Consider the following 26237-nt stretch of genomic DNA (forward strand, 5'->3'; position numbering starts at 1 on the left):
CTTTACCTCTCGAATTCCGCTTCAGCCTAGGGATACACAACCGCACGGGCCGCGATAATCAGGTCAGCCGCCGCTTTTTCGTCCATGCCGGTCTTTTCAACCAGCTCATCGGTCGCCAGATCCGCCAGATCCTCAACCGTCTTGATGCCGCTGCCCACCAGCAAGCTCACGGTATCGCCGTCGATGCCGGGCAGCTCGAGCAGCTTCTTGTCGGCCTGGCGCAGGTTCTCCTCACGCTTGATCGCTCGGCGGGTCAGAACGGATCTCGCGCGCGAGCGCAGCTCCTTGACCGTATCCTCGTCGAATGCGCCGATCTCGAGCAGTTCCTTCTCAGGGATGTAGGCCACGTCCTCGATGGAGGCGAGCCCGGCGTCGATCAGCACGTCGGCCGCTTCCTCATCCAGCCCCAGCTGCTCAATGAATTCCTTGCGGCTCGCAGCGGTTTCCTTCTTGTGCTTCTCGTCGGCCTCGTCAGCGGTCATGATGTTGATCTGCCAGCCCGTAAGCTCCGAGGCAAGACGGACATTCTGGCCGCGGCTGCCGATGGCGACGGCGAGCTTTTCCTCCGGCACCACGACGTCGGCGCTCTTGTCATCCTCGTTCAGGACGATGGACTGAACTTCCGCGGGCTTCAGGGCCTCGAGGACGAACAGGGCCGGATCCTCGTTCCAGAGGACGATGTCGATGTGCTCGTTGGAGAGCTCCGCCGTCACGGCGTTGACCCGGCTGCCGTGGATGCCCACGCAGGTGCCGATCGGATCAATGCGCTTGTCGTGCGCGTAGACGGCCACCTTCGAGCGAAGGCCGGGGTCGCGCGCCACGCTCTTGATCTCAAGAAGGCCTTCCTCGATTTCGGGGACTTCCAGCTCGAAGAGCTTCTTCAGGAATTCGGGCGAGGTCCTCGAAAGGATCACCTGCTTGCCGCGCTGGCTGTCCTCAACCTTCAGGAAGTAGGCCCTCACGCGGTCTCCCGGGTGAATGTTCTCGCGCGGAATCATCTGGTCGCGGGGAAGGCGGGCGTCGAGGCGGCCGATCTCTACGATCGCATCACCCTTGTCCATGCGCTTGACCTGGCCGCTCACCACGGAGTCGCCGCGGTCGAGGAATTCCTGCAGGATCTGGGCGCGCTCGGCATCGCGAAGGCGCTGCAGGATCACCTGCTTCGCGTCCTGGGCGAAGCGGCGGGCGTCGGCATGCTCCGGAACAACCGGATGGGTGATGTAGTCGCCCACCTTGAGGTCGGGATATTCGTCATGGATGTCGCTGAACATCTCCTCGCGGTCCGGCTCCTGCAGGCCCTGTTCGTCGGGAACGACGACCCAGCGGCGCTGCACGGAATACTCTCCGGTTTCCCGGTCGATGTGAACCTGAATGTCGGCGTCCTCGCCGGGGAAGGTCGAGCGCTTGATCGCTGTGGCCAGGGCGGACTCGACAACGCCAAACACCACGTCGAGGGGCACGCTCTTTTCGTGCGCCAGAACCTCGACCATATCCAGCAGGTCCCTGCCGTTCATCTCTTTACTCATTTACGTCCACCTTTAAAATCTAATTCAGCTATCAAATGTGCGTGTTCAACTTCCGACAGCGGGAACTCCACCGGGATGCTCACTGCCTCGCCGGCCGGCTTGCCGCTTCTGCGGGCCGCGTTCCTTTCGCGGAAGGCCTGGGAGGGCGTCCGCACAGGCCGGGTGCCCGTGAATTCGAACCGGACGGTTTCGCTGCCCGGCTCGCCTTCGATGGAAAGGATCTTTCCGTCAAGCTTTCTCCTGCCCGCCTCGGGGAAGCCCTCCGCATGCAGCGGCGCATACAGCTCCACATGCGCCTGGGAGCCTGCGAAGCGCGCCCAGTCGCGGGCGCGCCTCAGGGGCCTTTCCACGCCGGGGCTCGAGACCTCGAGCCTCTCATAGTCGACGTTTTCGACAGTAAAGAGAGCCGTGAGCTGATTGCTGACCGCCTCGCAGTCGTCAACCGTCACCCCGCCCTCGCGGCTGCTGTCAATCGTCACCCGGAGCTGGGAGCCCGGCAGGCGGTCGAAGCCGACGAGCTCAAAGCCCATGCCCTCGAGCGTCTGTTCGACCAGAGCGGACAAATCCAAAGTCTTGGCTGTCATGAAAATGCGTTATCTCCAGAACGGGCCCTGCAGAAGCCCGTTTCAGAAAAAATCCAAAAAAAAATGGGCCCGACGCCCATTTCCATAGCTTTCCCGGAAGAACTCCGATCCAGCGACATTCCCCGCCGCAGCCGGCGCATCCGACGCTCCGTCAGACGGGGAACATGAAATCGAGACGCAGAGCTGCGAAAACCAATGAAGCCCTGCGATTTAAAGACGCACGGATTATATCCTGTTTTTTCCCTCTTTACTAGCTAAAAAGCCATTTATTTTCAATCATTGGAATAAATCCGCAGACGGGCAGGAAACTTCAGGGGCGGCTGCCGCCGCCCATCCGCCCGCCGTGTCCGCCCGGGCGGCCGCGGGAAGCCCCCGCAGCCGGATGCGCAGAAGGCGGCCGGCGCTTCGCGGCGGCGCCGTTGCGCGCCGTTTTGCTGCGCCCGGCGGCATGCCCGCGGGTAAATTCTCCCCGTTCGGGCGCTTTCGCCTCGCGCGAGCGCAGGCTCAGGATCCATTTCTGGATCCACTCGGGATTCATTTCGGCGTACTGTCCGCGGTGCAGGCCGCGGGGCAGGTCGACCTCCCCGAACCGAACCCGGATCAGGCGGCTCACCGTGAAGCCCACCGCCTCGAACATTCGCCGCACCTCCCGGTTGCGTCCCTCGGACAGCCTCACAAGATACCAGTGGTTGACGCCTGTGCCTCCCTGGTCCGAGATGTGCGAGAAGTGCGCCGGGCCGTCCTCCAGCTGCACCCCGTCGACGAGCCGCTGCCCCTGCTCGTCGGAAAGCGCCCCCGAAACCCTCGCGAGATACTCCCTTTCAATGGCGTACCTCGGGTGCATGAGGAGGTTGGCGAGCTCGCCGCTTGTCGTGAAAATCAGAAGCCCCTCGGTGTTGAAGTCAAGCCGGCCCACCGAGATCCACCTTCCCTCCCCGGCAGCAGGAAGGCTCTCGAAGACGGAGCGCCGGCCCTGAGGGTCCTTCATGGAGACGATTTCACCCATGGGCTTGTTGTAGAGCAGAACCCTCGGAACCCGGTCCTTGAGGGCCGGCCGCTCGACCGGCTTCCCGTCAAGCTCGATGCAGTCGCCGGGCATCACGCGCTGCCCGAGGCGGGCCATTTTCCCGTTCACCCTGACGCGGCCCCCGGCGATGACCGCCTCCATGCTGCGGCGCGAGCCGAGGCCGGCGTCAGCGAGGACTTTCTGCAGCTTCTCGGAGCCCTCGCGGCATTTTGCCTTCAGGTTGTCTAGCTCTTCCTTTACCTCATTGTCCATGGCTGGTACCTCATTGTCGATGAGCGCGGCTTCTCACCGGAAGAAAAGCCGCTAGCGCTCCGGCTGCCGCCCGATAATATCCGAGAACTCCCCCTGCTGTCCGGGCGTCCCGCGCTGGGCGGAGCCCTCCGGCGGCTGCGGGCTGTCCTGCGCCTCAAGCGACGGCAGCCCCGAGAGCGACTTCAGCGAAAAATCCTGCAGGAAGCGCCGGGTCGTGGCCCAGAGAGCCGGGCGGCCGGGGGTTTCGCGATGCCCTACGCACTCGATCCAGCCCCGGTCCTGGAGCTGCTTCATGACGTTGCTGTTCACGCTCACGCCGCGTATGTCCTCGATATCGCCGCGGGTCACCGGCTGGCGGTACGCGATGATGGCCAGCGTCTCCATGAAGCTGCGGGAGTAGCGCGGCGGCTTTTCTTCGGAAAGCCGGTCAAGGTAAGGCTGCAGATCGCGGCTTCCGACGAAGCGCCAGCCGCCCGCGGTTTCCTCCAGCCTCACGGCCGAGCCCTCCCATTTGCTCTGAAGCTCCGAGAGCCACTGCAGAATCTGCTTTCGCGGCCAGGCCCGTGCAAAAAGCCGAACCAGGTCATTCACCTTCAGAGGGCGGCCGGCGGTAAGAAGCGCCCCCTCGATGACGAGGACGGGATCGTTAATGCTCATCGGCTGAATTTACCCCGAGGTCAAGTCCGGATTGCACCTACAATACCTCCAATCAACGGAATGAAGTTTAACATGCGGCCTCCGGCGGCTCAGGCACAGCCGCGGGGTCAGGCCGCCCCTGAGGGAACTCGACTATGGCGGAAAGCGCCGGCCGGCCGCGCAGGCTTACGCCGAAACAGTTCGGCATTTTGAAATTCATCCGCGACTACGTCTCGGAAAACGGCTCCGCCCCCACCCGGGCGGAAATCGCGGGCAGATTCGGCTTTTCGTCGTCCAACGCGGCGGAGCAGCATCTGCGCGCGCTCGCCCGCAAGGGGCTGATCAGGCTGGTGCCCGGAAAAGCGAGAGGCATTCTGCTGCTGGAGCCCGCGCTGCGATTCCGCGCTTCCGACGCGGCGCTTCCGGTCGATCTCTTTGGAACGGCCTCCGGAGAGGCAGGGGCAACGGCCTGGGTGAAAATCTCCCCGGATGTTTTCTCTCCCCGCGCCGACGGGCTTTACAGCGCTCCGGACGAATCCATGAAAAGGTCTGGAATCCGGCAGGGCGACTGGGTCGCCATCCGCCGCACGACGCAGTGGCCGCCGGAGGGCAGGATCGCGCTGGTGCGCTTCGGCGGGAAGGCAATGCTGCGGCGCGTCAGAAAAGACGGCGGCCGGATGCTCTTTGAGGCAGATGCTCCCGGGCTCGATGAACTGGAATGTCCGGAGACCGCGCGCCGGCATCTGATCGGGGAGGCTGTGGGACTGATCAGAAGAAACCTGAGCTGAGACCGCAGGCCGCCCGAATCGCAGCCCCAAATGACAAGAGCCGGACCATGAGGTCCGGCTCTTTCGTTCAGGCCAGCAGTCCCGCAGGATCAGCGGCTGGTCTTCTTTTCAATCTTGTCGATGAAGGTTTCCTTCTCTCCAGCCTCATGCCAGGAGTGGTACAGGGTCGCGACGATCGGGCCGGAAATGTTGTGCCAGAAGGAGAACACGGCGGACGGAACGGCAGCCATCGGCATTGCAGCGAAGTGCGTGGTGGCAAGCGCGACGCCCAGACCCGAGTTCTGCATGCCCACTTCGATGGACAGGCACTTGCGCTTGGCAAGCGACATTCCCGTGAGCTTTGCCACAATGTAGCCGAACAGATAGCCGAAGCCGTTGTGCAGAACCACGACGAGGAAGACGAGCGGTCCGACGGCGAGCAGCTTGTTCGCGGTGGCGGCCACGACCGCAGCCACAATGAGGGCGATGGCGGTCACTGAGACGAGGGGCATCACCGCGGCCACGTTCTCAACTTTCTCACCGAAGAGAGAGTGCAGCAGAACGCCGAGGGCGATCGGGATGAGCACGATCTTGACGATCGAAAGGAACATCGCGTACGGGTCGATCTGGATCCACTGCTTGGCAAACAGCCAGATGAGGAACGGCGTGACCACCGGAGCGAGCAGCGTGGTGCAGGCGGTAATGGTGACGGACAGCGGAAGGTCGCCGCGGGCGAGGAAGGTCATCACGTTCGAAGACGTGCCGCCAGGGCAGCAGCCAACCAGAATCACGCCGACGGCGATTTCAGGCGGAAGGTGCATGACGACGCAGAGGACATAGGCGATGACCGGCATCACGACGAACTGGGAGACAATGCCGATCAGAACATCGCGGGGCTGCCTGACCACTTCGCGGAAATCAGAGGTCGTGAGGGTAAGGCCCATGCCGAACATCACGATGCCGAGCAGGTACGCGATATAGCCGCCAAGGGGCTTGAAAGTTGAGGGGAAAAAATAGGCCAGCGCGCCGACGAGCACAACCCAGAGCGCGAAGGTCTTATTAAAAAACAGACTGATACGAGCAAGCGTCTGCATGACACTCTTCCTAAAAAACACCCGAATGCGAGTAGAAAGAAAATTTTTTTAAAAACTAATTGTATATATTTTAGAGATTTGATTTCAAAATGCAGGCGTGATGCCCTAAATTGGCTACCTTTCACATGAGCAATAAGAAGGAAATAGTCTTTAAGACAAAAGAAATAAGGAAAAAGACCTAATTCCCACCCGGGAGAAAGGCCTGGGGCAGTGCCGCGCCCCTGCTGAGACAGGGCAGGCGGAAATCGGAACGGAAACTCCCGCTATCCTAGCTCCAGAAGGGGTTGACGCAGGACAAACTTAGGCCAAATTAACTTCAAATGTCCCGGAAATTCAATGATTTGAATTTGCCGGGATATTTATTTTATGGTAACATAGTCTATAATTAATAAAAACATGCTATCGCCATGGATTCTTCTGAAAACGCCTCCGGCAAAATGAACTTTTCCACTTACACGGACAAACAGGGAAGGACCTATGTCTACACCTACCGCAACAAGTGGGATCCAAAGAAGCATCAGTCGCGCATTGCGGAGCGGCATCATGTCGGCAGGCTGGATCCGCAGACCCGCCAGGTCCGTGTGGGAAAAGCCTTTCTTGCCCTTCATCCGGAATACGCCGGCAGGGACTGGTACTGGGCTGGAAACTCACTGGTCAGCGCACAGGACGTCGGAGAAGCGGAGCCGCAGGAACCGGCTTCCGATGAAGGCTGGGAGCAGAACGAGACCGTTTCCATGGGCTGCACCTGGGCGGCCCGGGAATACTGCATTCTCCACGGCATCAGGGATGACCTGAAGTCCGTGTTTGGCGCGGATCTTGCTGAAAAGCTCATGGATCTGGCCATCTTCCAGTTTGACGCCGGCCAGGCCATGATGCTCTACAGCGACTGGCTCTCAGGGGTTTATCTGCCGGGGGCCCGGCCTTTGTCCAGCCAGAGAATTTCCGAAGTTCTGGAACAGGTGGACCGCGACAAGCTCAAGGCCTATTTCAAGCTCCGCTTCAAACGCTCTGCCGAGGAAGCCCGGCAGCGCAGCGCCCTGATCAAAGCCTCGCTCAAGCCCGGCAGCTATGTCCCGCCGCAAATGCTGGCGCTGGACAGCACGAGCATCTCCACCTACTCCGAGACGATCAGAGACGCCGCCTACGGTCATGCCAAACAGAACCCGGAACTCAGACAGGTCAACCTCGCCTTCGTCTGCGACTACGTCACCGGAGAGGCAGTCTTCGCCCACATTTACGAGGGGTCCATCAATGACGCGGCCTCTTTCCGTGAAATCCTTTTCCAGATGCGGGACGAAGGCATTGAACTGGACAAGATGCTCCTTGTCACGGACCGCGGCTACAGCAGCATCATGAACACCCAGAAATCCCTGGAGATGAACCTGCGGTTCGTCCAGGGCGTGCGGGTCGTCGAGGACTCGGTCAAACGAAAGTTCGACAAACACAGGAAGGATTTTGAAAAACCTGCCTGCCAGTCAGGCCTGCTGGAGGTTGCCGCCGTCACCGCGCCTGACGCCGAATGGCGCTCCAACCGCCAGGACGTCAAGGTTGCCCTCCATCTCTACAGAAACAACATCCGGGCAGCAAAGGAATCTTTTGACCTGCTCAAGGCCATCGAGAAAGCCTTGAAAAAGAAGAATGAAGGGCGTTCTGTCGACAGCCAGGCCTGGCAGGACGTTAAAAATTTTCTGACCTGCACAAAGGATGACTCAGGACGTCCGGTATGGAAGCCTGACTACGAAGCAATCGAAAAGGAAACGCGCTATTACGGCTGCTTTGTCATCCGCACCAATGAGATTGCGGATCCTTTCGCCGCTTTGGAAATTTATCGGGAAAGGAATGTGGTCGAGCAGTCCTTTGACCAGTTTAAAAACGAAATCCACGGCGACAGGATCCGCTCGACGGACAGCACCTACATCGGCCGGCTGTTCATTTACATCCTCGCGCAGACCCTCAGGACCAGGATGTCCTTCAGTGCGAGGGCTCAGACTCAAAGCAATTCTGATCTGAAGCTCCCGGGCAATTCCCTGACCCTCGCACTGGCCAAACTCAGGAACGTCCAGGCCACGAAGTTGAAGACTCACAACAAATGGGTCAGCCAGCAGTTAGCAAAAAAGCATCGTGATTTGTTCACGATGCTTGGTCTGCCCGTTCCTCCCAGGGTTCTTAAAGACTAGAAACCCCGGGAGTTCAGGTCGGAAGAAAGGGGCCAAAGAAGCCGCAGCCTGTTGTTTGTTGTTAGTCCACTTTCCGGAGTGCCAGGCGAAGGCCGCAGCGTTGCGAGCAAGGCAGGAGCCGCCCCCTGCGAGGCCCCGGGAAAGGAAAAGCCCCTCCGGGCGGATGTCCGGAGGGGCTTGATGGAGGAGCCTGACGGTGACCTACTTTCACCAGAAATACAACTGACTATCATCGGCGCGAAGGCGTTTCACTGTCCTGTTCGGAATGGGAAGGAGTGGGGCCGCCCTGCTGTGGCCGTCAGGCAAAGGCTTTGGCTCCTGTCTGCGGAAATTTTTCCGAGGCACGAACCGAATGGCTTTCGGAAGGAATGAGACTTTCAAGGGCGCGATCGCTTTTTTTCACGCCTTGCTTTTCCCTTTTCAAAACCTCTGCAGCTTCTTTCTCTTCAAGCAGCACGGTTATAGGATCAAGCCGCACGGGCAATTAGTACTGGTTAGCTCCACGCCTCGCGGCGCTTCCACACCCAGCCTATCAACGTCCTGGTCTAGAACGACCCTTCAGTGAGGTCAAGCCTCAGGGAAGACTCATCTTCAGGCAAGTTTCCCGCTTAGATGCTTTCAGCGGTTATCTCTTCCGCACGTAGCTACCCGGCAATGCGACTGGCGTCACAACCGGTACACCAGAGGTGCGTCCACTCCGGTCCTCTCGTACTAGGAGCAGCCCCTGTCAATCTTCCAGCGCCCGCGGTAGATAGGGACCAAACTGTCTCACGACGTTTTAAACCCAGCTCACGTACCTCTTTAAATGGCGAACAGCCATACCCTTGGGACCGGCTACAGCCCCAGGATGAGATGAGCCGACATCGAGGTGCCAAACACCGCCGTCGATATGAACTCTTGGGCGGTATCAGCCTGTTATCCCCAGAGTACCTTTTATCCGTTGAGCGATGGCCCTTCCATTCAGTGCCACCGGATCACTATGACCTGCTTTCGCATCTGCTCGACTTGTAGGTCTCGCAGTCAGGCACGCTTCTCCCATTGCAGTATCCGCACGATTTCCGACCGTGCTTAGCGTACCTTCGCACTCCTCCGTTACCCTTTAGGAGGAGACCGCCCCAGTCAAACTGCCCACCATGCACGGTCCCCGGCCAGGTTCACTGGCTTAGGTTAGAACCTCAAACAAATCAGGGCGGTATTTCAACGTCGGCTCCAAGCGGACTAGCATCCGCTTTTCACAGCCTCCCGCCTATCCTACACAGATCGGTTCAAAGTCCAATGCAAAGCTGCAGTTAAGGTTCATGGGGTCTTTCCGTCTAGCCGCGGGGAGATTGCATCATCACAAACATTTCAATTTCACTGAGTCTCGGGAGGAGACAGTGTGGCCATCATTATGCCATTCGTGCAGGTCGGAACTTGCCCGACAAGGAATTTCGCTACCTTAGGACCGTTATAGTTACGGCCGCCGTTTACTGGGACTTCGATCAGAGGCTTGCACCTCATCAATTAATCTTCCAGCACCGGGCAGGCATCACGCCCTATACGTCGACTTTCATCTTTGCAGAGCGCTGTGTTTTTAGTAAACAGTTGCAGCCACCGATTCTCTGAGGCCCCTTCGCCCTCAGGGTTTCTCTCCCTTCAAGCTACCAGGGCACACCTTATTCCGAAGTTACGGTGTCAATTTGCCGAGTTCCTTCTCCCGAGTTCTCTCAAGCGCCTGAGCATATTCAGCTCACCCACCTGTGTCGGTTTACGGTACGGTCGGCGTTGAACTGAAGCTTAGAGGGTTTTCCTGGAAGCGCTTCAAGTGGCTTCGCCTTCATAAAGAAGGCCCGATTCTTCGTCCTGGATATTCGACAGCGGATTTGCCTGCTGCCATCCATCGCTCGAAAGCCGGGACATCCAACACCCGGTCCACTCTGGCTGCTCCGTCACCCCATCGCATTCAACGCCGGTTCAGGAATATTGACCTGATTCCCATCAGCTACGCTTCTCAGCCTGGCCTTAGGGACCGACTCACCCTGCTCCGATGAACGTAGAGCAGGAAACCTTGGGTTTGCGGCGAGCGGGCTTTTCACCCGCTTTATCGTTACTCATGTCAGCATTCGCACTTCTGATACCTCCAGCAGTCCTTGCGGACCACCTTCGCGGGCTTACAGAACGCTCCCCTACCACTCCGCGCTTAACGCGCGAAATCCGCAGCTTCGGTTATCGGCTTAGCCCCGTTACATCTTCCGCGCGGAAGGACTCGATCAGTGAGCTATTACGCTTTCTTTGAAGGATGGCTGCTTCTAAGCCAACTTCCTGACTGTTTTAGCCTTTCCACTTCGTTTTCCACTTAGCCGGTATTAGGGACCTTAGCTGGCGGTCTGGGTTGATTCCCTTTTGAGTCCGGACGTTAGCACCCGGTGCTCTGTCTCCCGTGCGAAGCTTCGCGGTATTCGGAGTTTGCCATAGTTTGGTAAGACGCCATGTCCCCCTAGCTATAACAGTGCTCTACCCCCGCGAGCTCGTGCACGAGGCACTACCTCAATAGTTTTCGGGGAGAACCAGCTATCTCCAGATTTGTTAAGCCTTTCACCCCTAACCACAGCTCATCCTCTGGTTTTGCAACACCAGTAGGTTCGGCCCTCCAGTGTGTGTTACCACACCTTCAGCCTGGCCATGGTTAGCTCATCTGGTTTCGGGTCTATGCCGTGCGACTCATTCGCCCTGTTCGGACTCGCTTTCGCTGCGCCTTCCCTATCCGGTTAAGCTTGCCACACAACATAAGTCGCTGACCCATTATGCAAAAGGTACGCAGTCACTCCTTGCGGAGCTCCTACTGTTTGTATGCATGCGGTTTCAGAATCTGTTTCACTCCCCTCCCGGGGTTCTTTTCGCCTTTCCTTCACAGTACTTGTTCGCTATCGGTCGATCACTAGTATTTAGCCTTGGAGGATGGTCCCCCCGTCTTCAGCCAGGGTTTCACGTGCCCCGGCCTACTTTTCGAATCCTTAGTACCTTGTCGACGGTTCCCGTACGGGGCTGTCACCCTCTGCGGCGGACCTTTCCAGGTCCTTCCGGTGTCGTCTTCAATATCGAATTCAGGCTGCTGCGCTTTCGCTCGCCGCTACTGGCACAATCTCGGTTGATTTCTTTTCCTGAAGCTACTGAGATGTTTCAGTTCGCCTCGTTCGCCTCCGAGGGCTATGTATTCACCCCCGGATCAGGCTAAAGCCTGGAGTTCCCTCATTCGGACATCTCAGGATCAATGCTCGTTGTCAGCTCCCCTGAGCTTTTCGCAGACTGCCGCGTCCTTCATCGCCTGTGATCGCCAAGGCATCCACCACATGCACTTAGTCGCTTGATCCTATAACCCTGCCGCCTTTTGCCGGCACGGGCTTCAAGTGACCTGTAACGTGTCGCTGTTCTCTTGAATCTGCTTCGGTTTCTACTTGGAGAAACTTGCAATTCGTGAATGCAATCACAACCCATGTTCCAAACTGCCGCTGGAAACCTCATCAATCTCCAGCTGTTTGAAACTTCTCATTCCTTCCTAATTGTTAAAGAACTGAACAGAACCCCTTCGCAGGGATCTTGTTTGAAAAAACGCTTCTTTTCAGCAGCGTCCTTTCAGACATCATCCCGCGGTCATTGCCTTCCGATGGGGAAAACTGGTGGAGACAAACGGGATCGAACCGTTGACCTCCTGGTTGCAAACCAGGCGCTCTCCCAACTGAGCTATGCCCCCGGCGGCCCTTGGTGGGTCTGGATGGATTCGAACCATCGACCCTCGCCTTATCAAGACGATGCTCTAACCAGCTGAGCTACAGACCCGGCCTGTCCTTCTCGCGTTCTGTTTTTGTACAACGAACGATAAGCGTGGGCTCTGACTCCTGAAAGCCTTGCTCTCTTAAAAGGAGGTGATCCAGCCGCACCTTCCGGTACTGCTACCTTGTTACGACTTCACCCCAGTCATGGAACCCACCGTGGTCGTCGTCCTCCTTGCGGTTGGACAAACGCCTTCTGGCGAACCCCACTCCCATGGTGTGACGGGCGGTGTGTACAAGACCCGGGAACGTATTCACCGCGGCATGCTGATCCGCGATTACTAGCGATTCCGACTTCGTGCAGTCGAGTTGCAGACTGCAGTCCGGACTACGATCGGTTTTCTGGGATTTGCTCCGCCTCCTGGCTTAGCTGCCCTCTGTTCCGACCATTGTATGACGTGTGAGGCCCTAGCCGTAAGGGCCATGACGACTTGACGTCATCCCCATCCTCCTCCGGTTTGTCACCGGCGGTCTCATCAGAGTGCTCTTGCGTAGCAACTGATGACAAGGGTTGCGCTCGTTGCGGGACTTGACCCAACATCTCACGACACGAGCTGACGACAGCCATGCAGCACCTGTGTTCAGGCTCCCTTGCGGGCACCCCGGACTTTCATCCGGGTTCCTGACATGTCAAGGCTAGGTAAGGTTTTACGCGTTGCGTCGGATTAATCCACATCATCCACCGCTTGTGCGGGTCCCCGTCAATTCCTTTGAGTTTTAATCTTGCGACCGTACTTCCCAGGCGGTCAGCTTCACGCGTTGGCTTGGTTACCCAGAAATTGCTTTCCGAACAATCAGCTGACATCGTTTAGGGCGTGGACTACCAGGGTATCTAATCCTGTTTGCTCCCCACGCTTTCGTGCATGAGCGTCAGTCATGTCCCAGAGGGCTGCCTTCGCCATCGGTGTTCTTCCGCATATCTACGCATTTCACTGCTACACGCGGAATTCCACCCTCCTCTGACAGACTCCAGCCGTGCAGTCACAAATGCAGTTCCCAGGTTAAGCCCGGGGATTTCACATCTGTCTTGCACAGCCGCCTGCGCACCCTTTACGCCCAGTAATTCCGATTAACGCTTGCACCCTGCGTATTACCGCGGCTGCTGGCACGTAGTTAGCCGGTGCTTATTCTTCAGGTACCGTCATCAAAACCGGTTGTTCACCGGTCCCTTTTCGTCCCTGACAAAAGCGGTTTACAATCCGAAGACCTTCATCCCGCACGCGGCATTGCTGGATCAGGGTTGCCCCCATTGTCCAAAATTCCCCACTGCTGCCTCCCGTAGGAGTCTGGGCCGTGTCTCAGTCCCAATGTGGCTGGTCGTCCTCTCAGACCAGCTACTGATCGTCGCCTTGGTAAGCTTTTACCCCACCAACCAGCTAATCAGATATCAGCCGCTCCTGTCGCGTGAGGCCTTGCGGTCCCCCACTTTCACCCTCGGGTCTTATGCGGTATTAGCTGATCTTTCGACCAGTTATCCCCCACAACAGGACACGTTCCGATACATTACTCACCCGTTCGCCACTCGCCGGCAGGAGCAAGCTCCCCCGCTGCCGTTCGACTTGCATGTGTAAGGCATGCCGCCAGCGTTCAATCTGAGCCAGGATCAAACTCTTGAGTTCAATCACTGCTGTTACTGCTGCCCTGTTTCCAGGGCGTCGCGCTCAAAATCATCGACTGGTGATGCGAAAGCTTCTTTCGAAGCTTCCTATCTTCCATTCGTTTCTTCGAGCACCTGATTTCTTTTGAGCGGAACTCCCGAAGGAATCCCTGAGGCTCTCAAAAACCAGATGCCCACGCTTATCGGTTCGTTGTTCAGTTTTTAAAGATCACTGCGCTTTAAGCGGCGCAGATCATTATTATGCATCATCAATTTCGAAATGTCAAATATTTTTTAAACAAGTTTTCATTCCGCCCGCTTCACCGTCCGTTTCAGGACGCAATGGCCTTCAAACAGCAGGCCTCTATACAATAGATTCCCACAGCCCAATGAACCACAGGCAGCTATTCAAAGATGAATCCCACTTTCAACCGCAGGCCCGTCTCCTACCAGGAGGCGCGTTCCTCCATCCAGTCTTTTGTCCGTCCCGTGCGCGAGACGGAAGAGCTCCCCATTGAAAAAGCCCTCTCAAGGGTTCTGAGCGAAGACATCGTGAGTCCCGTCAATGTGCCCGAGGCGAACAACTCCGCCATGGACGGCTACGCCATGAAGTTTTCGGATCTCGCCGCCGACGGCAGCGGCACGCTCAGGCTCGCCGGCGAGTCTTTCGCGGGGCACCCCTTCACCGGCCGGATTGAGCCGGGCGAGTGCATCCGGATCATGACGGGCGCTGAAGTTCCCGACTGCTGCGACACCGTGATCCAGCAGGAGCTGGCCAGCGTCGAAGGCAGCCTCGTTTCCTTTGCGGCGGGCGTCGGCCGTGGCGGGAACGTGCGCCTGCGCGGAGAGGAGCTCCGCCGGGGCTGCCCGGCGATTCCGGCCGGCACCCGGCTCACGCCGGCCTGGATCGGCCTGACGGCCACGCTGGGTCTGCGGACGGTCCGCGTTTACAGCCGCCCCCGGGTCGCCATCCTCTCAACCGGCGACGAGCTCACCGATCCCGGGCAGCCGCTTGGGAAAGGGCGCATTTACGATGCAAACTCCTTCTCCATCGCGGCGCTTGCGCAGCGGGCCGGCGCAGAGATCGCCATGAGGAAAATCGTCAGGGATGATCCGAAGGAGCTGCTGCAGGCGCTCGAGGAAGCACTTGAAGCCGATGTCATTCTCACCAGCGGCGGCGTTTCCGTCGGCGCAGCGGACTTCACCCGTTTTGTCGCCGCGCAGAAGGGAGAGATTTTCAACTGGGAAGTCCCCATGCGTCCCGGCCGCCCCATGGCCGTCGGCGTCGTGGCGGGCAAGCTCCTGTTCTGCCTGCCCGGCAACCCGGTGGCCGCAGCCGTGACCTTCCTTGAATTCGCCCGGGGAGCCATAAGGAAAACAGGCGGCGAGCTGGGCGACGTGGACCCGCCCTGCCTCACGGCGACCGCGGAGGGCCGCTTCAAGAAGCGCCCGGGGCGCTACGAAATGCAGCGCGGGATCTTCCGGATTGATGAAAAAGGCCGCGCTGTGGTGAAAAGCACGGGCATGCAGTCCTCGGCCATGCTCACCTCCATGTGCAGGGGGAACTGCATCGTCTGGCTCGACAAGGACAGAGGCGCGGTCGAACCCGGCGAGCAGGTTCTGGTTCAGCCCTTCTTCGGCCTGCTTGACAGCTGATCGGAAGTCCGCCAGGGCTGAGCCACTATCTTTCCCTTAAGCGTCTGGGCCTTGGCGGAGCAGCACTTCTCATCGATCACGACGAGCGTGGCGTCTCCCCCGGAGCTGCCGAGAACCAGCTCTCCGCGGGCGGCCATCGCAGCCGCGTCCTTGGGATCAAGCTGCGACTCGACGACTTCCTCGCCCCTTAAATTCACGATGCCGCGCAGGCCCACCGCTCTGGTCCATATGCCGCCGCATTTCCCATAGGCGATGCTTTCATGCTGGTGGCCGTGGAAAAGCCAGCGCACGTGCAGGTCCTGGGCCAGCCGGTCAATGGCGGCAAAACCCTTCCTCCCGAGTTTATCAGCTTAAAAATGAATAAACCCTTGTATTGCAAGGGCTTATTCATTAATTATTTTTCATCTCTGGTAGTACAACTTTTCGGTCGGGCAATGTCTTTGAGCCGCAGCTTCTTGCATAGTGACTGTGCCGTCTCATAGTGGCAGGGCGGCTCCAGGCTGAATGCCCTGAGGATCGAGTCAAAGCGGCCCTCCTTTGGATAAAGCCTCAGGTACAGGGGCATTTGGGGATTGCCGTCATCGAGGGCAACTTCGGCACCGCGCAGCGCCGCGTTGATTTCGTCACAGGTGATGTCCCTGATCTTCTGTTTGAGGACATGCTGCATGTACTTTTCGATCACGAGGCTGATGAAGCAACTCGCAAAATGTCCTCTGACATGACTGTCTGTCCAGACAAAGCAGGGGCGGGCTTCGAGCGTGGTCTTGCTTACCCAGAAGCAATCCTCGATGCGCCAGAGATTGCGGTAAATCTTCATGATGTCCTGAGAGGACTTCGTCTTCAGATTCGTGCAGACGGCGTAATAGCCGGCCCACCGCCTCGCCTCTTCGATTTTCTTCATATCCAGTGACGGCTCGCCTTCGCCTTTCGGCACCTTGATCAAAGACCTGTATCCGCGGCTGGAGGTCAGCGATCCCCTGCTGCGCAGGGCTTTTTTCGCCTTCTCAACGGCACGGTCGATGTCGCTATTGTCCTTGTTGGCCCGGGACTGCGAATGCGAGACGATCCAGCGGACATCCAGAGAATCCACTTTCTTCGACGACTGATACTTGCGCCCTGTGGTTTTGCTGATTTTGGTTACGAAAACCGTCTTTGACAGATCCATTGTCTTGTAGCGGCAGACAATCTCGTCGCCGTCCATGACGGTCTCATCCCAATTTCCGTCGTCAAGGATCTGTTTGCGCAGCTCCTTCGTGCTGTTCTTAACCTTCTGCGCGAGGACAAAGTCGCAGCCGATGTCCTTGAGCCCGAGCAGGTTCTCGTTTGAATTGAGCCCCCTGTCGGCAACGACAATGAGCGTCTGCAGGTCATAAGCCGTTTTGATCCGCCTGATCATGGGGAGCATCGTGCCGAACTCTGAGGTGCTGCCGGGGAAAAGCTCGTAATCAATGGGGATGCCGAACGCATCCATCACGAGTCCGAGAACTACCTGGACCTCGTTGACCTTGTGGTCCTTGCTCAGCCCGAACTGGCGCAGCTCGCCTTCTTTCCGGCTCTCAAAGGCATATGTCGTCACGTCATAAAAGGCGGCTGAGACCGTGCGGTTCAGCCTGCTGCTGATCTCGCGGTTAAGGTGTTTGACAATCGCTTCCTTGTCCTCCGCAAGCCGGTCGAGCACCCGGTACACGACATTGTTGTCTGCGATGCCGTCGAACGGCACGATGCTTGAGCCGCGCTCCTCGAAGGCTTTTTTCTTGCTGCCCGGACTGACGATCCTTTGCGAGCACAGCAGGAACGCTGCCTTGTCGTACGAATACTCGATTTTGCGCTTGCTCTGCAGATAGCGGAACACCTGCGGCAGATTCAGATCGTCCTTCCATACCTGCCGAATGACGGCAGCGCCGAGCTTCAGCCTTGCGGCGCACGAATAGTCAGCGCCTTTTTGGGACTGCTCGAGCTTGCGGATTCTTGTCTGGGCCGAGTTGTCTAGCTCCTCCAGCCTGGCCTTCCTGACCGCCTCGTTCTCGGCTGCCACGCGGGCACGCAGGTTCTTGAGATAGTCGGGATCTTCTTGCTCAAGGACGTCGAGGTTGCCGTGATTCTCCAAGAGCCGCGACCGGGGCTTGCCGTCCGCATTGCGGTAGCTCTCGACAACGCGGACGTACTTGCGCCCCTGGGTCGTGACGATGGCAACGTGTTTGGACATGGAGAGCTCCCGGTAACTGACTCTGGATACCAGCATTATACCACCAATGGACTACATTGTAACTACGTAGAGTGTAAAATTTTTGCCCCGCCGACCCAATGCCGACGGGGCTTTACTCAATTTTTAGCTGAAAAAGACGGGAGCACGGGCATGCAGTCCTCGGCCATGCTCACCTCCATGTGCAGGGGGAACTGCATCGTCTGGCTCGACAAGGACAGAGGCGCGGTCGAACCCGGCGAGCAGGTTCTGGTTCAGCCCTTCTTCGGCCTGCTTGACAGCTGATCGGAAGTCCGCCAGGGCTGAGCCACTATCTTTCCCTTAAGCGTCTGGGCCTTGGCGGAGCAGCACTTCTCATCGATCACGACGAGCGTGGCGTCTCCCCCGGAGCTGCCGAGAACCAGCTCTCCGCGGGCGGCCATCGCAGCCGCGTCCTTGGGATCAAGCTGCGACTCGACGACTTCCTCGCCCCTTAAATTCACGATGCCGCGCAGGCCCACCGCTCTGGTCCATATGCCGCCGCATTTCCCATAGGCGATGCTTTCATGCTGGTGGCCGTGGAAAAGCCAGCGCACGTGCAGGTCCTGGGCCAGCCGGTCAATGGCGGCAAAACCCTTCCTGTGGCACGAGGGGGCTTCATGCGTGACCAGTATGTCGGCATGCTGGCGCGACAGGTTTTCGTAAACCGAAGGGAAAATGGTGGTGCGGTGCCGCCTGGGCAGCCCTCCGCGCCAGGTGTTGTTGCGGCCGATGCGCCGCAGAAAGCTGCCGACGGAGCTGTAGTTCGGCTCGCCGTCGGGCATCCAGATCTGTCCGCGGAATACGCCTCCCAGGCCGGCCACCCTCAGCCCGGCCACATTGCCGACGCGTCCGTGAAGGTTATGGCTGGCCAGAGGCCCCTTCCAGAGGCGGTCGTAATAGGCGTCCGTATCGGAGTCGTGGTTGCCGGGAATCCACCAGACGTCGGTGAAGGCAAGCGCCTCCTCCAGCACCCGGTCGAGCTCGTCGGGCGGCTGGAGATCCCCCAGAATGATCATCGCATCGGGCTTGTATTCCCGCGCGGCGGTGTTGATCTGATCAAACTCGCCGTGGGGATCGCCGCAGAAAAAAATCTCAGGGAGCTGCGCCTTCCTCTTGAGGGGGCCGCGGCGGCCCGCATCGTGGCGCCGGTGACCATGAGAGCTCATGACCGGCCTCCGCGACCCGGAAGCACCGGCCCGGCCGCAGGGCGCGGCGCCGGACTGCCGGAAAAGAAAAAAGGCACGGACGAGAAGGCGCCGCCCCGTGGGCGGCCCTCCCCCAGGCTGGCAATGCGCATCGCGCGCATTAGAAAATCCATCAAAGGAACCCCGCTTCGGCTGAAGGACGCCTCCGGCGACATTCAGCCTTAATTGCTTACGATAAGTTGATTATACGGGGAACGCACTCACCTTAAGAGCAGGCGTCATTCTTTCAGGATCTCAGTCCCGCGGGGAGGCTTGAACTCAAAGCGCGCCGGGGCGACGGCGGGATTCTTCTTCCAGCCGGAAAACTTCAGGCTGAGCGTCTGGCCGAAGCTGTCGTGCATCACCATCGCGACAGGCATCGCTGCCCGGAACCCGATTCTGAAATCCCTGAAGGACGAATCCTTGTTTTTGGGAACGGCCTCGATCCACTCGGCGCCGTCTTCAGCGGCCAGCTCCTTCACCGTAAAATCCCGCCTGAAGTCATTGTTCCCGAACAAAATGGCGGCCGGACTCGCGGGCATCGCCCCCACAACCGAGCGCACCGTCACCTGCCTGAGGTCCGGGTCCCATACGGAGACCTGGCGTCCGTTGGAGTAAATGTCCTGCTTATAGGGCTTGTCGTAGGACCACACAAATTTTCCAGGGCGCTTGAAAACAAAAGTTCCCGAAAAGTTTTTTTTCGCCGAACCGTTTCGGCCGGAATTTTCCTGCACGAAGCTGCCCGAGGCCGACTGAGTGCTTTTAAGGAACTCAGAAAGCTGCTCAATGCCGGAGGCCCAGGACGGCGCGGCTGAAAAGGCGGCCGCCGCAGCCGCGGCAAGGCACCATTTAGCGAAACTCATGCGTTTTCCCCTTTCAGAGGCTGCACAGACAGCCGGACAGCCTCAGACTTGTCCGCCACATGCCGGTAGAGGAGATCGCCCTTTTTCAGGCTCTCCCCGCCGAGCGCGCCCAGCAGCGACAGCGACTCCCGCCGCGAGGGCACGCCCAGGCAGATGCGGTCGGAGATTTCCGCCTTAAGGAGGGAGGGCAGCCTTTCGGGCTCTGCGCTGGACGTGCAGACGACGGGCAGCATGCCGCAGGCCCGGCCGTACCTCGCGGCAAAGCAGAGCTGATCCGTAAAGGGCCTGCCGAACCTCGTCAGGCAGTCCTGATAGTTTTCCAGGATAAAAAGCTGAAACGGCATCGGAGCGAGCTTTCTTTCGGCAGCGAAGGCGTTGTAATGGGGAAGATTGTTCGACCCGGCCGCCTTCATCTGCCCGTAGCGCCTGATCTGCTCGCTGCAGAAATCCTTCAGGCGCTCCAGCGCCTTTTCTTCCTCGGCAAATTCCACGCCTTCGGCTTCCGGCCTGTCTGCGCCGCACCAGACGGCGGCCGTTCCCTCTTCGAGCAGAAACGCGGCGAGCATGGCCTGGACGGTCTGCTTTCTCGCCGCGGCAGTGCCCCCGCCGACGATGACCCCGTGGCTCTTGCCCAGGTCCAGGGGATAAGGGGCTCCGTTCGCGCACCAGCCGACGGGCATTCTCCGGCTGAAGCCGCTCAAATTAATCTGTGACGTCTCGTCCATGAAATACGATCCTCAAATAAGGCTGCGCGGGGCGGCCCTGCAGGCGCAGGCGCCGCCTAGTCCTTGTTGACCGGAACCAGGATCGTGCGCTTGCCCGACCCGTCCGGGGCGGACACAATGCCTGCCTCCTCCATCGCCTCGATCAGATTTGCCGCACGATTGTACCCAATGGACAGATGGCGCTGAAGGGAAGAAATCGTCGGCCGGTTGGTGGAGAGAACGATCTCCACCGCCTTGTCGTAGAGGGCGTCGGCCTCGCCGCCAGCCTTGCCGCTGCCGGCTGGCTCCTCGGGCTTGTCCATCACTTCGTTGATGTAATCGGGCTCTCCGCGCTTTTTGAGCTCCGCCACCACATTCTCGACATCCTCGTCGGAGACGTAGCAGCCCTGGATCCTCACGGTGGAGCTCATGCCGGGAACCCGGAAGAGCATGTCGCCGTTGCCGATCAGATTCTCCGCGCCGGGCTCGCCCAGAATGACCTGCGAGTCATAGCGCGTCACCACCTGGAATGCGATGTGGGCCGGGATATTCGCCTTAATGAGAGGAGTCACCACGTCAGTGCTCGGCCTCTGGGTGGCAAGGATCAGATGGATGCCCGCCGCCCTGGCCTTTTGCGCGAGGCTGGTGATCAGCATCTCCACCTCCCTGCGCGCGCCGGCCAGGATCAGGTCGGCCAGTTCGTCCACGACCACGACGATGTAGGGCCAGGGAGACAGGTAGGAGGGCTCGTCAGGCGAAGTGCTGAAAGGATCGGCAATGGGCTGTCCGCGCAGCTGGGCGGCCTTCACCTTTTCGTTAAAGGCCTCGAACCTCTTCACCCCCACCCGCCTCATGACGGCGTAGCGGCGGTTCATCTCCCGGGTGAGCCACTGCAGGGCGTTCACCGCCTTGCTCATGTCGGTGACCACCTGGCAGAGCAGATTGGGAATGCCTTCATAGGGCGAGAACTCCACCATCTTGGGGTCGATCATCACAAAGCGGACATCCTCGGGCGTGCTCTTGTAAAGGATTGAGAGGATCATCGCGTTGATGCCGACGGATTTGCCCGAGCCCGTGGTCCCCGCCACCAGAAGATGCGGCATCTTGGCGAGGTCCACCACATAGGGCCGTCCGGCGATGTCCTTGCCCAGAGCAAGCGTCAGCTTCGAGGTGGAATTCCGAAATTCATCCGAGCCGATGATCTCGGAAATACGGACCGTCTGCCGCTTGGCGCTCGGCATTTCCAGCCCCATGCAGGTCGTGCCGGGCAGGTTCATGACAAGCCGCAGGCTGCCCACGCCGAGGGCCCGGCCGAGGTCGTCGCAGACATCGGCGATCCTTGAGCCCTTCACGCCCTCCCCGGGCTGAAGCTCGAACTGGGTGATCACGGGACCGGGGCGGGCGGAAACGACCTGGGCGTCGATGCCGAAGCTCTTCAGCTTCGACTCGATCAGCCGGCAGGTGAGGCCAAGCGAATCCTCGTCGACATCGTCGACAACCGGATCGGGCGGCACAAGCAGCGACAGGGGCAGGTTCGGAGAGGACGCGTCCGCGAGCCCCGGCAGATCAGGCTCCCGGACGGAGTCCTCGTCCTGCGCGCCTTCGGCCGGCGCCTGCGCCTCCGCAGCGGGCGCCTCCGGCCCGGAGCGTCCTTCCTCCGGCAGGGGCTGCGCAGAGGCAGCGGGCGCGAGGGCCGCAGGCTGGGCCGTTTTTTCAATGCTCACCTCATGCTGCGCGGGCAGTTCCGAGGCCTGCTTTTCCTGCCGGATCTGCTCGCCGATGCGGCGGTCCTCAGCCTCTTCCCTGCGGGTGCTGCCCCAGTGAAGAATGCGGTCAACGATTGTTCCGATGCGCTCGCACAGATCAAGCCAGGAGAAGCGGAAGACAATTGAAACCCCTACCACGACCATCGCCACGAACAGGGCGAGGGCGGGGTAAAGGGTGAGAATCTGAACCGGAGCCTTGCAGAAGTAATGCCCGAGCAGCCCCCCGGGACCGGCGGGCAGCAGCCCGAAGAAGTCCAGCTCGAGGAAGCGCTCCAGGCAGGAGGAGCCGAGCATCAGGCACACGAAGCCGGCCAGGCTCACGAAAACCGACAGCAGCCCCTCTCCGGCCCGTGCTTCAGCCGACCGCCGGGTTTCGAGAAGCCGGGAAAAGAGCGCAAAAACGCCGGCGATGACGATCCACCAGGACGACCCCCCGAACAGATACATGAGGGCGTTGGAAATCCAGGCGCCGGGGCGCCCCAGCAGGTTATGGGTATGAGCAACGCTCATGCTGATGGAAAAGCCCGGATCGGCTGCGCTGAAGCTGGCCAGCGCAATGCCCAGCAGCACGAGGGCCGAAAAGCACCCCAGCCAGAGGCAGACGCCTGCCGCCCTGTATAAAAAGCGGCCGAGCCCGGCAAAGCTCCTGTGCGGAACGGCTTCTTCCTGCTGCCTGTAGTTCGGCAGGTAGGGCTTTCCTACGGCGGCCCGATGAGCGCGGGGGCTCGCTTTCTTGGTTGAAAATAAAGTCATGCGTGAATTATAGGAAAGCTGCCTGCCGGTCCCGGACCAGCCGGCCTCTCATGGGTAAACGCTTTTCAGTAACATACCGTTATACATCATTTTAAGGAACACCCGACATGTCTGGAATTGAACACAGTCCTGTCCTGATCTTGGGTTCCGGCCCTGCGGGCTGGACCGCTGCCATTTACAGCGCCCGTGCCGGCCTGTCCCCCACGCTTATCACCGGAATGGAAGAAGGCGGACAGCTCACGACCACCAGCGAGGTGGACAACTGGCCCGGCGCCATCAACGGCATCATGGGACCGCAGCTGGTGGCCGACATGGCCAGCCACGCCAAGCGGTTTGGAACCCGCGTTGTGAACGACGTCATCACGTCCGTTGACTTTTCGTCCCGCCCCTTCCGGCTTACCGGCACGCGCGGCGTGTACACGGCCGACAGCGTCATCATCGCCACCGGGGCTTCCGCCCGCTACCTCGGGATACCGAGTGAAACGGCCTACAAGGGCCGCGGGGTCTCCGCCTGCGCGACCTGCGACGGATTTTTCTACCGCAAGAAGACAGTGGCCGTCGTGGGCGGCGGAGCCGCGGCCATCGAGGAGGCCCTTTACCTTGCCAACATCGCCTCGAAGGTTCATCTGATCCACCGCAGGAACACCTTCAGAGCCGAGCCGATCGAGGTGAACCGGGTGAAGGAGGCCGCCGAATCGGGCCGCATCGTCATCCATACGCCGCGAGTCGTCGACGAGGTGCTCGGGGACGCCACGGGAGTCACCGGGCTGAGGCTGAAGAACCCTGAAACCTCCGAAACCGAAGAGCTTCCGGTCGACGGCGTCTTCATCGCAATCGGCCACACTCCGAACACCGCCGTTTTCGGCGACGCGCTGGAGCTCGACCGCGGCTACATCGTGACGGGCCGCTACGGCCGCGGGGATACGGCCACCTCCGTCCCCGGCGTCTTCGCCGCCGGCGACGTTCAGGATCCGGTTTACGCCCAGGCCATCACTTCGGCCGGCACGGGCTGCAAGGCCGCTCTTGACGCTCAGAAGTGGCTGGAGGAAAACAGCAACTGAAAATGAAAACGCTCAGCAGTTTCTCCGATCTGAAGTCCGTCGGCGCAAAGCTCAAGGAAGAGGCCGAGCTGCGGCTTGAGGAAAAGCGGCGCGCTGCTGAGCGCGCCGCACGGCGCAGGCAGGAAGCGAGCCTGTTTTCTTCCGCCATGAGCGACATGGGGGTCCAGCCCCTCAAAAAAGAGGAGCGCGCGGACACCGGGAGACGCCGCCCGCAGCCCATTCCGCGCCAGAGCATCGCCGAACGCAAGGCGGTGCTCCACGCCTCCGTCTCCGACGAAGTCGACACGCTCGTCTTCCTGCAAAGCGAGGACGGGCGCTGCTACTGGCGCGAAGGGCTCGCGCCCGACATCTGCCGAAAGCTGCGCCGGGGGGACTGGACTGTCCAGAACCACCTCGACCTCCACGGCCTGAGAACCGACGCGGCCCGCGAGGCGGTGCTCGAGTTCCTCCGCTCTTCTCAGAAGGCGGGGGCGCGCTGCGTGCGCATCGTCCACGGCAAGGGCAACGGCAGCCCGGGGCACCAGCCGGTGCTGAAGGAAAAAGTCCGCCGCTGGCTCAAGCAGTGCGGGGCCGTGATGGCGTTTGCCGAGGCGCCCGAAATCGACGGCGGAGCGGGCGCCGTGCTGGTGCTGCTGTCGGCCTCCGCGAGAACTTTGTCGACGGGGGCGCCGCATTTATAATGTGACCCCCCGCTCTCCGGGAGCAGACGGCTCCCAGCACTGCCATGGACATCAGCGCACAGACTTTTTCCGATCTCGCCGACCTCATAGGCATCGTCGCCTTTGACATCGCCGGCATCCTGGCCACCGAGAATAAAAAGATCGACCCCGTGGGCGTGTTCGTGCTCGCATTCACCACGGCCTTCGGCGGGGGCATCATGCGCGACGTCGTGATCGACAACCGGCCCTTCTGGTGGGTGTCGCACGAAGGCTACGTCTGGCTCACGCTGGTGCTCACCTTCTTCGCTCCGGCGCTGATCCGGCATTTCAGCAACCGCATTTCATATTCGGCCTACATCTGGGCCGACGCGATCGGCCTGGGATTCTTCTCAGCGGGCGGCACCGCCCTGTCCATCGCCGCGGGCATCCCCGCGCTGCCGGCCACGCTGCTCGGGGTCTGCACGGGAGCGGGCGGCGGCATGCTGCGCGATGTCTTCCTGGACCGCCTGCCGCTGGTGCTCTCCGACCGCAAGCCCTACGCCTCCGCGGCGTTCGCCGGCTGCTGGCTGTACATCGGCCTGATCGCCCTGGACATCGACAGCACCGCCGCGGTCTGGATCTCTTCGGTTTTCATCTGCCTGTTCCGAATGGCCTGCTGGTACAACAAATGGGAAATCCGCTACGGCGACGCCGACACGGTGGCTTTTGTCGGAGTGAAGGACGCTCCCGCACGGCCGCAGCCTCCGGAGGCAGAGCAAAAGAAATGACGCTTCTTTCCATTTTCATCGCCTGCCTGATTGCAACGGTTCTTGCAATCACGACAGCCCGGCTGCTCGACGGCCGGATCCTGTTTCGCCTGGGCGACAGCCTGACCTGCGTCTCGACGGGGCTGCTGCTCGCGCTGGCCTGCACGCACCTGCTGCCTGAGGCCTTCGAGCAGGCCTCGAACCCCCACGCAGTCGGCTTCACCGTGTGGGCGGGCATATTCCTGCTGATTTTCCTGGAGCACGCCTTCGGCATCCACAGCCACGGCGCCGCGCAGAAGGGCGCCCGCGGGCAGAGCCTTGCGCTTCGGGGCGTCTGGCCGATCATCGTGGGCGACTCGCTGCACACCTTCACCGACGGCCTTGTGATCGCCAGCTCCTTTCTTGTGAGCCCGGCCCTCGGATGGGCCATCACGGCGGGGATCCTGATGCACGAGATGCCCCAGGAGATCGGCGACTTCGTGCTGCTGCGCCGCCAGGGGCTCAGCCAGAGCCGCGCCTACAGGCTCATGCTGATTGCCGGAGCTTCCGCGGCCGCGGGCGGCCTCCTCGGCTATTTCGTGATGGACGCCGTCAAGTGGCTGCTGCCCTACGCTCTCGCCCTGTCGGGAGCGAGCTTCCTCTACATTTCGATGTGCGAGCTCATTCCGCGGCTCGGCGCTGAAATCTCCAGCCGGCGCGATTTCCTGCGCCAGTTCCTGCTCATCGGGCTGGGCGCAGTCATCGCGTTTTTCATCGGGCACGGCCACTAAGGCGGCCGCGCCCCGGCAGGGCCGGCTCAGACCGCGGCGTCGCCGGTCTCGCCGGTGCGGATGCGGATCACCTGCTCGAGCGAGCTGACGAAAATTTTCCCGTCCCCGATCTTGCCCGTGTAGGCCGCCTTCTGAATCGCCTCCACGCAGCTGTCGCACAGCTCGTCGGACACCACCGCCTCCACCTTCACCTTCGGCAGGAAATCCACGATGTATTCGGCGCCGCGGTAGAGCTCGGTGTGGCCCTTCTGGCGTCCGAAGCCCTTCACCTCCGTGACCGTCATGCCGGAAATGCCGAGCTCGGCCAGCGCCTCGCGGACCTCGTCAAGCTTGAATGGTTTAATGATGGCTACGATCTGTTTCATGTTGGTTCCTCTGAAGA

General features: G+C 60.1%; 21 protein-coding genes, 2 tRNA genes and 3 rRNA genes. 8 read left to right on the plus strand and 18 right to left on the minus strand.

Annotated elements, in window-relative coordinates; genetic code table 11:
• Positions 1–26: 26 nt before the first annotated feature.
• From nusA to scpB, 4 genes are all read right to left on the minus strand, one after another.
• Positions 27–1526, minus strand: a complete 1500-nt coding sequence (gene nusA, locus MUN46_RS00930; RefSeq protein WP_422732579.1) for a transcription termination factor NusA — start codon at positions 1524–1526, stop codon at positions 27–29.
• Entirely contained in the window at positions 1523–2095 is a 573-nt protein-coding gene (gene rimP / locus MUN46_RS00935) for a ribosome maturation factor RimP (RefSeq protein ID WP_243377187.1), read from the minus strand. The genes nusA and rimP overlap by 4 nt, the downstream gene beginning before the upstream one ends.
• Positions 2096–2420: 325 nt before the next feature.
• Positions 2421–3389 (minus strand): pseudouridine synthase, encoded by a 969-nt coding sequence (locus MUN46_RS00940; RefSeq protein ID WP_243377182.1) that lies wholly within the window; start codon positions 3387–3389, stop codon positions 2421–2423.
• Between the two features lie 51 nt (positions 3390–3440).
• Positions 3441–4046 carry an SMC-Scp complex subunit ScpB gene (gene scpB, locus MUN46_RS00945; RefSeq protein ID WP_243377183.1) on the minus strand — a complete coding sequence of 202 codons (606 nt, stop codon included), beginning with the start codon at positions 4044–4046 and terminating at the stop codon, positions 3441–3443.
• Between the two features lie 134 nt (positions 4047–4180).
• Between scpB and MUN46_RS00950 the strand changes: the two genes are divergently transcribed.
• Positions 4181–4813 carry a LexA family protein gene (locus MUN46_RS00950; RefSeq protein ID WP_243377184.1) on the plus strand — a complete coding sequence of 211 codons (633 nt, stop codon included), beginning with the start codon at positions 4181–4183 and terminating at the stop codon, positions 4811–4813.
• A gap of 89 nt (positions 4814–4902) precedes the next feature.
• Here MUN46_RS00950 and MUN46_RS00955 read toward each other — a convergent pair whose 3' ends face one another.
• Positions 4903–5886 carry a bile acid:sodium symporter family protein gene (locus MUN46_RS00955; RefSeq protein ID WP_243377185.1) on the minus strand — a complete coding sequence of 328 codons (984 nt, stop codon included), beginning with the start codon at positions 5884–5886 and terminating at the stop codon, positions 4903–4905.
• Between the two features lie 407 nt (positions 5887–6293).
• Here MUN46_RS00955 and MUN46_RS00960 point away from each other — a divergent pair, with 407 nt between their 5' ends.
• A complete protein-coding gene (locus MUN46_RS00960) occupies positions 6294–8063 on the plus strand; it encodes an IS1634 family transposase (protein ID WP_285230523.1) in 1770 nt (589 codons plus the stop codon).
• Between the two features lie 188 nt (positions 8064–8251).
• On the opposite strand, the gene rrf is transcribed toward MUN46_RS00960, so the two are convergent.
• The 6 genes from rrf to MUN46_RS00990 form a co-directional block, all read right to left on the minus strand.
• Positions 8252–8366: ribosomal RNA gene (rrf, locus tag MUN46_RS00965) — 5S ribosomal RNA — on the minus strand.
• On the minus strand, positions 8362–8520 hold the full coding sequence (locus MUN46_RS00970; protein WP_285230524.1) for a hypothetical protein: 159 nt from the start codon (positions 8518–8520) through the stop codon (positions 8362–8364). Before MUN46_RS00970 ends, rrf begins: the two co-directional genes overlap by 5 nt.
• A gap of 6 nt (positions 8521–8526) precedes the next feature.
• Positions 8527–11412, minus strand: a 23S ribosomal RNA gene (locus MUN46_RS00975).
• 305 nt (positions 11413–11717) lie between these two features.
• Positions 11718–11793 (minus strand) — tRNA-Ala (locus MUN46_RS00980).
• Between the two features lie 9 nt (positions 11794–11802).
• Positions 11803–11879, minus strand: a tRNA-Ile gene (locus MUN46_RS00985).
• Positions 11880–11958: 79 nt separating this feature from the next.
• Positions 11959–13491, minus strand: a 16S ribosomal RNA gene (locus MUN46_RS00990).
• Together the 16S, 23S and 5S rRNA genes with 2 tRNA genes alongside form the textbook arrangement of a ribosomal RNA operon.
• 392 nt (positions 13492–13883) lie before the next feature.
• Between MUN46_RS00990 and moeA the strand changes: the two genes are divergently transcribed.
• Positions 13884–15125: a molybdopterin molybdotransferase MoeA gene (gene moeA, locus MUN46_RS00995; RefSeq protein WP_285230525.1), complete on the plus strand. Its 1242-nt coding sequence runs from the start codon at positions 13884–13886 to the stop codon at positions 15123–15125.
• Here the strand turns inward: moeA and MUN46_RS01000 are convergent.
• Positions 15095–15415, minus strand: coding sequence for a hypothetical protein (locus tag MUN46_RS01000; RefSeq protein WP_285230526.1), 321 nt, complete (start codon positions 15413–15415; stop codon positions 15095–15097). The two genes, moeA and MUN46_RS01000, sit on opposite strands and share 31 nt — an antisense overlap.
• A gap of 104 nt (positions 15416–15519) precedes the next feature.
• Positions 15520–17331: an IS1634 family transposase gene (locus tag MUN46_RS01005; protein ID WP_285230527.1), complete on the minus strand. Its 1812-nt coding sequence runs from the start codon at positions 17329–17331 to the stop codon at positions 15520–15522.
• 150 nt (positions 17332–17481) lie between these two features.
• On the opposite strand from MUN46_RS01005, the gene MUN46_RS01010 reads away from it, so the two are divergent.
• The gene (locus MUN46_RS01010; protein ID WP_285230528.1) at positions 17482–17613 is read left to right on the plus strand and encodes a hypothetical protein; all 132 of its coding nucleotides are present in this window, start codon (positions 17482–17484) and stop codon (positions 17611–17613) included.
• On the opposite strand, the gene MUN46_RS01015 is transcribed toward MUN46_RS01010, so the two are convergent.
• The 4 genes from MUN46_RS01015 to MUN46_RS01030 form a co-directional block, all read right to left on the minus strand.
• Entirely contained in the window at positions 17583–18515 is a 933-nt protein-coding gene (locus tag MUN46_RS01015; RefSeq protein ID WP_285230529.1) for a metallophosphoesterase family protein, read from the minus strand. The genes MUN46_RS01010 and MUN46_RS01015 overlap by 31 nt on opposite strands.
• 257 nt (positions 18516–18772) lie before the next feature.
• Positions 18773–19396 (minus strand): outer membrane lipoprotein periplasmic chaperone LolA, encoded by a 624-nt coding sequence (gene lolA, locus MUN46_RS01020; RefSeq protein WP_243375750.1) that lies wholly within the window; start codon positions 19394–19396, stop codon positions 18773–18775.
• Entirely contained in the window at positions 19393–20121 is a 729-nt protein-coding gene (locus MUN46_RS01025) for a hypothetical protein (protein ID WP_243375751.1), read from the minus strand. Before MUN46_RS01025 ends, lolA begins: the two co-directional genes overlap by 4 nt.
• Before the next feature lie 56 nt (positions 20122–20177).
• Complete coding sequence (locus MUN46_RS01030; RefSeq protein ID WP_243375752.1) at positions 20178–22619, minus strand: DNA translocase FtsK; 2442 nt, start codon at positions 22617–22619, stop codon at positions 20178–20180.
• A 107-nt stretch (positions 22620–22726) separates the two neighbouring features.
• Here MUN46_RS01030 and trxB point away from each other — a divergent pair, with 107 nt between their 5' ends.
• The 4 genes from trxB to MUN46_RS01050 are packed head-to-tail and all read left to right on the plus strand — an operon-like array spanning position 22727 to position 25855.
• Complete coding sequence (gene trxB, locus MUN46_RS01035) at positions 22727–23680, plus strand: thioredoxin-disulfide reductase (protein ID WP_243375753.1); 954 nt, start codon at positions 22727–22729, stop codon at positions 23678–23680.
• Positions 23681–23682: 2 nt separating this feature from the next.
• Positions 23683–24360 carry a Smr/MutS family protein gene (locus MUN46_RS01040; RefSeq protein ID WP_243375754.1) on the plus strand — a complete coding sequence of 226 codons (678 nt, stop codon included), beginning with the start codon at positions 23683–23685 and terminating at the stop codon, positions 24358–24360.
• A gap of 44 nt (positions 24361–24404) precedes the next feature.
• Positions 24405–25106: a trimeric intracellular cation channel family protein gene (locus tag MUN46_RS01045; RefSeq protein ID WP_243375755.1), complete on the plus strand. Its 702-nt coding sequence runs from the start codon at positions 24405–24407 to the stop codon at positions 25104–25106.
• Positions 25103–25855: a ZIP family metal transporter gene (locus MUN46_RS01050; RefSeq protein ID WP_243375756.1), complete on the plus strand. Its 753-nt coding sequence runs from the start codon at positions 25103–25105 to the stop codon at positions 25853–25855. Before MUN46_RS01045 ends, MUN46_RS01050 begins: the two co-directional genes overlap by 4 nt.
• Before the next feature lie 26 nt (positions 25856–25881).
• Here the strand turns inward: MUN46_RS01050 and MUN46_RS01055 are convergent, their stop codons facing one another.
• Positions 25882–26220: a P-II family nitrogen regulator gene (locus MUN46_RS01055; RefSeq protein WP_243375757.1), complete on the minus strand. Its 339-nt coding sequence runs from the start codon at positions 26218–26220 to the stop codon at positions 25882–25884.
• Between the last annotated feature and the right edge of the window lie 17 nt (positions 26221–26237).

The sequence above is a fragment of the Mesosutterella faecium genome (assembly GCF_022809315.2).
In the GTDB taxonomy this organism is placed as follows: domain Bacteria; phylum Pseudomonadota; class Gammaproteobacteria; order Burkholderiales; family Burkholderiaceae_F; genus Mesosutterella; species Mesosutterella faecium.